General features: G+C 40.3%; 6 protein-coding genes and 1 pseudogene. 6 read left to right on the top strand and 1 reads right to left on the bottom strand.

The features are described 5' to 3' along the window. Positions 1–73: 73 nt before the first annotated feature. From HT693_RS09035 to pcp, 3 genes and pseudogenes are all read left to right on the top strand, one after another. Positions 74–499 carry a MarR family winged helix-turn-helix transcriptional regulator gene (locus HT693_RS09035; RefSeq protein WP_000570119.1) on the top strand — a complete coding sequence of 142 codons (426 nt, stop codon included), beginning with the start codon at positions 74–76 and terminating at the stop codon, positions 497–499. 10 nt (positions 500–509) lie between these two features. Next, a complete protein-coding gene (locus HT693_RS09030; RefSeq protein WP_000022854.1) occupies positions 510–872 on the top strand; it encodes a DUF1304 domain-containing protein in 363 nt (120 codons plus the stop codon). 111 nt (positions 873–983) lie between these two features. Then, positions 984–1,628: pseudogene (pcp, locus tag HT693_RS09025) on the top strand (pyroglutamyl-peptidase I). Positions 1,629–1,745: 117 nt separating this feature from the next. Here the strand turns inward: pcp and HT693_RS09020 are convergent. Further along, on the bottom strand, positions 1,746–2,624 hold the full coding sequence (locus HT693_RS09020) for a DUF975 family protein (protein ID WP_001108855.1): 879 nt from the start codon (positions 2,622–2,624) through the stop codon (positions 1,746–1,748). A gap of 116 nt (positions 2,625–2,740) precedes the next feature. Here HT693_RS09020 and tgt point away from each other — a divergent pair, with 116 nt between their 5' ends. The 3 genes from tgt to HT693_RS09005 all read left to right on the top strand — a co-directional run. Then, the gene (gene tgt, locus HT693_RS09015; RefSeq protein ID WP_001285257.1) at positions 2,741–3,883 is read left to right on the top strand and encodes a tRNA guanosine(34) transglycosylase Tgt; all 1,143 of its coding nucleotides are present in this window, start codon (positions 2,741–2,743) and stop codon (positions 3,881–3,883) included. A 100-nt stretch (positions 3,884–3,983) separates the two neighbouring features. Then, positions 3,984–5,801: an acyltransferase family protein gene (locus tag HT693_RS09010; protein WP_001220862.1), complete on the top strand. Its 1,818-nt coding sequence runs from the start codon at positions 3,984–3,986 to the stop codon at positions 5,799–5,801. A 256-nt stretch (positions 5,802–6,057) separates the two neighbouring features. Further along, positions 6,058–6,222, top strand: a 165-nt coding sequence (locus HT693_RS09005; protein ID WP_172925120.1) for a helix-turn-helix domain-containing protein, incomplete at its 3' end; no start/stop codon positions are given.

Below are 6,222 nucleotides of genomic sequence, written 5' to 3'. Positions count from 1 at the left end.
TTTTGATTTTAGTCCAGTATTATATTAAACTTGATTAATCAACTATTGATAAATCAATAGAAAGGAGGAAGAAATGATAGAGATTCAAGATTTACTGTATCAACTCCGCTTGTCTGAGCAAGCGAGTACGCAATTGTTTGAAAAAAGGCTTGGGATTAGTTTGACACGGTATCAGATTTTATTATTTTTGTTGAAGCATTCCCCTTGTAATCAAATAGCGGTTCAGGAGCGTTTGAAGATTGATCAGGCTGCTTTGACACGGCATTTTAAGATTTTAGAAAAGGAAGGTTTGGTGGAGCGTCATCGTAATCCTGAAAATCAGCGAGAAGTCTTGGTAGAGGCTACGAAGTATGCCAAGGAGCAGTTAGTGATGAATCCACCTCTGCAGCATATCAAGGTTAAGAAAGAGATGGAAAGTATCTTAACAGAGTCTGAGAGAACAGAATTCAGCCGTTTATTAAACAAATTGGTTTTGAGCATTGAAAATATAGAAATTTAAGGAGAAATAGATGTCAATTATTACAATTATTTTAGCAACAATCGTTGCTTTGGAGCATTTTTACATTTTTTATTTGGAAAGTATTGCAACGCAATCAGAAGCGACTAGTCGTGTCTTTAACATGGACAGGGAAGAACTAGCTCGTCCGTCGGTAAGTTCACTGTTTAAAAATCAAGGGATTTATAATGCTCTGCTAGGAGTCTTTCTCCTGTATGGGATTTATTTCTCACAGAATTTAGAAATTGTGACTATTTTTGTTTTATTTGTGATTGGTGCTGCGGCTTATGGCTCTCTCACAGCAGATAAGAAAATTATTTTGAAGCAAGGTGAGCCAGCTATTTTAGCCTTGATTAGTATTTTTCTCTTTAAATAAGTTCAAAGGTCAATCTTAGTCTCGCTAGTCCTTTTCACTCCGGAATAAGGGAAATATGTTATACTTGTTTTTAAGAAAAAGTCTCATTGAATTTGTTTTGAGGAGTTAGAAATGAAAGTATTAGTGACAGGTTTTGAGCCCTTTGGAGGGGAAAAGGTTAATCCAGCTTTGGAGGCCATTAAAGGTTTACCAGCTGAAATCCATGGTGCTGAGGTCCGTTGGTTAGAAGTGCCAACAGTCTTTCACAAATCGGCTCAAGTATTGGAAGAAGAGATGAACCGCTATCAACCTGACTTTGTCTTTTGTATTGGCCAAGCAGGTGGAAGATCTAGCTTGACGCCTGAACGAGTGGCTATAAATCAAGACGATGCACGCATTCCTGATAATGATGGTAATCAACCGATTGACCTTTCCATTCGCCAAGACGGTGCTTCGGCCTACTTTAGTAGTTTACCGATTAAAGCGATTGTTCAAGCTATAAAAAAAGAGGGCTTGCCGGCCTCTGTTTCCAATACGGCAGGGACTTTTGTCTGCAACCATTTGATGTATCAGGCCCTCTATTTGGTAGAAAAGAAATTTCCACATGTTAAGGCAGGTTTTATGCATATTCCTTATATGATGGAATAGGTGGTGAATCGACCTACAACTCCAGCTATGAGTTTAGTGGATATTAGGCGAGGGATAGAAGCGGCAATCGGAGCCATTATAGAACATGGAGATCAGGATCTCAAGTTGGTAGGCGGAGAAACTCATTGATAGAAAAAAGCTTGAGGGAAAACCTTCAAGCTTTTGGACGTTTTCGAGCCAATACTGCTCGGTAAAAAATCATTTTATTAATTAATTTGAATGTAGGGTAGGAGTGAAAAACTAGCCCTACCAGGGGTAGTTTAGTTGGTATTTTTTACTAAGTGCTGCTCTAAGTACTGCTCTATAAAAGCTGATTTTAGTACATTGGATATAAGGTAGGAGTAAAAAACTAGCAATGCCAAAGGTAATCCAATTGAGGAAGTACCAAGGAAGAAGCTGTAAATCTAGGACAAAGTGCTGGAACTTGTAGCCCTTCATAAAGGAACGGCTAGTTTTTAGGATTCGTCTTGGTGAGGCCTGTCCTAGGTCTAGACTATAACAGAGAAGAAATTCCACCTGTGAATAGGCATAATACTGTGGAATATAGAGGATATTTCCTACAATGATCAAGATGAGACTTGCAAGAAAGTAGAGTCCAAAGACCATGAGGAAACGCTCGGTTTCAACTGATGAGAGATCTAGATTTGGAAACTCAGGATGTAGGGTGACGAATTTTTGGGCTAAAAAGCTACTATAAAAGAGGAAGTAAATCCCAAGTAAATTAGGGATACTCCATAAAAAGAGATAGAAACGTTTGAGAAGTAGGGTCAAAAAGGTTTGAGAAAAGCGCTCCTCATCAAAGAGAGCTAGGCTGTTTTTTACAGATGGCTCCGTTTTAGAATCTTTCATGAGTGTCAGGGTTGCATAGACGGAACTGGTCAAAAGAATAGTCCCGATAAAGGAGACTAGTAGAGGAAAGAGGTAGGCTTGAAGTATTTGACCAAGTATGCTGAAAAATGGCTGTTCTAAAACAGTCACGTGGATCCGAGATAAGGGATTAAGAAAACCAGATAAGATGACCAGCATACTGGGAAGGATATAGAGGAGAAAGAGACGGGGGGTGTCAGCCTGAAAATGTTTTGACTCCTGACGAATTGTTTTTAAATCAATTTTTGGATAGTTCATTCTCTTATTATACCATAGTTCGTGACAGTTCCAGCTTTTTTTGATAAAATCATACAGTATGCCCTTGGGTACAAAGTATGAACTGGGACTGTCTTTCCCAGCTTCGGAGGTAAAAAATGTCAGATTCACCAATCAAATACCGTTTGATTAAGAAAGAAAAACATACAGGAGCTCGTCTGGGAGAAATCATCACTCCCCACAGCACCTTCCCAACACCTATGTTTATGCCAGTTGGGACTCAAGCCACTGTCAAAACTCAGTCGCCTGAAGAATTGAAGGAGATGGGTTCGGGAATTATCCTGTCAAACACCTATCATCTCTGGCTTCGTCCTGGAGATGAACTTATTGCTCGCGCAGGTGGTCTCCACAAGTTCATGAATTGGGACCAGCCTATCTTGACAGATAGTGGTGGTTTTCAGGTTTATTCCTTAGCAGATAGCCGTAATATCACAGAAGAAGGAGTAACCTTTAAAAACCATCTCAATGGTTCCAAGATGTTCCTATCGCCAGAAAAAGCTATCTCTATTCAGAATAATCTAGGCTCAGACATCATGATGTCCTTTGACGAATGTCCTCAGTTTTATCAACCTTACGATTACGTTAAGAAATCAATCGAGCGTACCAGTCGTTGGGCTGAGCGTGGTTTGAAGGCTCACCGTCGTCCGCATGACCAAGGGTTATTTGGGATTGTGCAGGGGGCAGGATTTGAAGACCTGCGTCGCCAATCGGCTCATGACCTTGTCAGCATGGATTTCCCAGGCTACTCTATCGGTGGCTTGGCAGTAGGAGAAACCCACGAAGAGATGAATGCGGTTTTGGACTTCACAACCCAACTGCTTCCTGAAAATAAACCTCGCTATTTGATGGGTGTCGGAGCGCCAGATAGCTTGATTGATGGGGTCATTCGTGGGGTGGATATGTTTGACTGTGTCTTGCCGACTCGTATCGCTCGTAACGGGACTTGTATGACCAGTCAGGGACGTTTGGTTGTCAAAAATGCCCAGTTTGCTGAGGACTTTACGCCACTGGATCCTGAGTGTGATTGCTACACATGTAAGAACTACACACGCGCCTACCTTCGTCACCTACTCAAAGCTGATGAAACCTTCGGTATCCGCTTAACTAGCTACCATAATCTTTACTTCTTGCTTAACCTGATGAAGCAAGTGCGACAAGCCATCATGGATGACAATCTCTTGGAATTCCGTGAGTATTTTGTGGAAAAATATGGCTATAATAAGTCAGGACGCAATTTCTAAAACGGAATAGATATAAGCTAAAAATCCTAAGTTTTCTCTTAGGATTTTTCTTCTTTTTTTGATAGAATAAAGTGTATAATGAAAGGGAGAATAAACTCGTATGCGCATTAAATGGTTTTCCTTGATTAGGATTACAGGTTTACTACTGGTACTCTTGTATCATTTCTTTCAGACCATCTTTCCTGGAGGATTTTTCGGGGTAGATGTCTTTTTCACATTTTCAGGTTTCCTGATTACGGCTCTACTCATCGAAGAGTTTTCTAAAAATCATGAGATTGACTTGATTGGATTTTTTAGGAGACGCTTTTATCGGATTGTGCCACCTGTGATTTTGATGGTCTTGGTAACCATGCCCTTTACCTTTCTAGTTCGCCAAGATTATGTGGCTGGAATTGGGGGTCAGATTGCGGGTGTTTTAGGCTTTATGACTAACTTCTATGAACTGCTAACAGGTGGGAGTTATGAATCTCAGTTCATTCCTCATTTGTTTGTTCATAATTGGAGCTTGGCCGTTGAGGTTCACTACTATATTCTTTGGGGATTGGCAGTTTGGTTCTTATCCAAACAGTCCAAATCAAATGGTCAGTTGAGGGGAATGGTTTTTCTCTTATCAGCTGCTGCCTTCTTGATCAGCTTCTTCTCCATGTTTATTGGTAGTTTTCTAGTGACCTCTTATTCCTCTGTTTACTTCTCCAGTTTAACTCATGTCTATCCATTCTTTTTGGGAAGTATCCTAGCAACGATTGTAGGCGTTCGTCAGACGACTTCCCTCGTCAAGCAGTTGGATAAAATCTGGGATTTACGCAAGACCCTTTTGGTTTTTGGAGGAGGTTTTGGCTTCTTACTCATTTTGACCTTCTTTGTCAAATTTACCTATCTTTTTGCCTATCTTATGGGCTTCTTACTTGCTAGCCTTGCAGCTCTTGCTATGATTCTGGCGGCGCGTGTCTTACATGAAAAGACACATCATATACAAGAGACAAAGATGATTAGCTTTTTAGCGGATACTAGCTATGCAGTTTATCTCTTCCATTGGCCTTTCTACATCATTTTCTCACAGTTGACCTCAAATCTTCTTGCTGTGTTATTAACTTTGATTTTTTCTTATGGATTTGCCAGTCTTTCATTTTATGTATTGGAACCTTGGATTGCAGGCAAGAACACACCTATTTTACAAACTCTTCGTCCCCTGCCTTATATTCACACAATTCTTGCAACAAGTACGGGAATCTTGGCCTTCATTGTCTTCTTAGTGACTTTGTTGGCACCACAAGTGGGAGCGTTTGAGACAGACTTAACTGTCAATGGCTTGAAGCAAGCTGCTAGTACTATTGCCCAAACAAAAGTGATAGCAGAACGAGCAGAAGCTGATAGTTTAGGAATTGCTGATGGCACTATGTTAATTGGTGACTCGGTGGCTTTAAGGGCAAATACAGCCCTGCAGACAGCTCTTCCTGGAGCACAAATTAACGCGCAGGTCAGCAGAACAACCAAGACTGCCAATGAAATCATGATAAACAATAGCCAAAATAAATTTTTACCTAAGATGGTGGTCATTGCGACTGGGGTAAATAATCCTGAAAATTACAAGGAAGACTGGGACAGTATCGTGAAAAATCTTCCTAAGGGCCACCATATGGTTTTGGTGACTCCTTATGAGGGAGATAAGACAAAAGAGACCTATGCCATCGTTGAGAAGGCTGCTGCCTACATGAGAGAATTGGCAGAGAAGACACCTTACATCACGATAGCAGATTGGAATCAAGTTGCGAAAGAGCATCCAGAAATTTGGGCAGGAACAGACCAAGTCCATTTCGGAAGTGACACTAGCACTATTGAAGCAGGAGCAAAATTGTATGCAGATACGATTGCCACAGCCTTGAAGACAGCTCAAGACAAGCCAGTCAAATCAAAATAACGTGTATTAAAAAGAGAAGAGTTGGAGAAATCCAACTCTTTTAAAATATCGCATCTCTGTGCCTTTCTTGTGTTTGTGGTTGAACAACAAGTATAACACAGAGGTGTTTTCTTATGTCTACACTTTCAGCTAGTTGAACCATCTAATTTTTAGGAGGGCTGGGTGGCTAACTTCATTATATAACTTTCATTTAGTAAATCGAACGTGAAAATGTCCCATTTGATAAAATAGTCGTATGAAAAGGATCCAACTGAATATGAATGAAACGAAAAAATATCTTGTGATAAAAGCTATAGACCAAGGAAAGAAAACAAAGAATCGAGCCTGTGTCGAACTGAATCTTTCTGAAAGACAAATCAATCGTCTGCTACTAGCCTATCAACAGAAAGGAAAAGAAGTCTATTTCAGCAGAAAGACGATA

The sequence above is a fragment of the Streptococcus sp. 2154 genome (assembly GCF_013277255.1).
Classification (GTDB): Bacteria; Bacillota; Bacilli; order Lactobacillales; family Streptococcaceae; genus Streptococcus; species Streptococcus pseudopneumoniae.
The sequence above is the reverse complement of the archived record's forward strand: the minus strand, read 5'-3'. Positions and strand labels throughout refer to the sequence as shown.

Coding starts and splice junctions, on each gene's coding strand:
- HT693_RS09035 (WP_000570119.1), top strand. CDS start 74: ATGATAGAGATTCAAGATTTACTGTATCAACTCCGCTTGTCTGAGCAA.
- HT693_RS09030 (WP_000022854.1), top strand. CDS start 510: ATGTCAATTATTACAATTATTTTAGCAACAATCGTTGCTTTGGAGCAT.
- HT693_RS09020 (WP_001108855.1), bottom strand. CDS start 2,624: ATGAACTATCCAAAAATTGATTTAAAAACAATTCGTCAGGAGTCAAAA.
- tgt (WP_001285257.1), top strand. CDS start 2,741: ATGTCAGATTCACCAATCAAATACCGTTTGATTAAGAAAGAAAAACAT.
- HT693_RS09010 (WP_001220862.1), top strand. CDS start 3,984: ATGCGCATTAAATGGTTTTCCTTGATTAGGATTACAGGTTTACTACTG.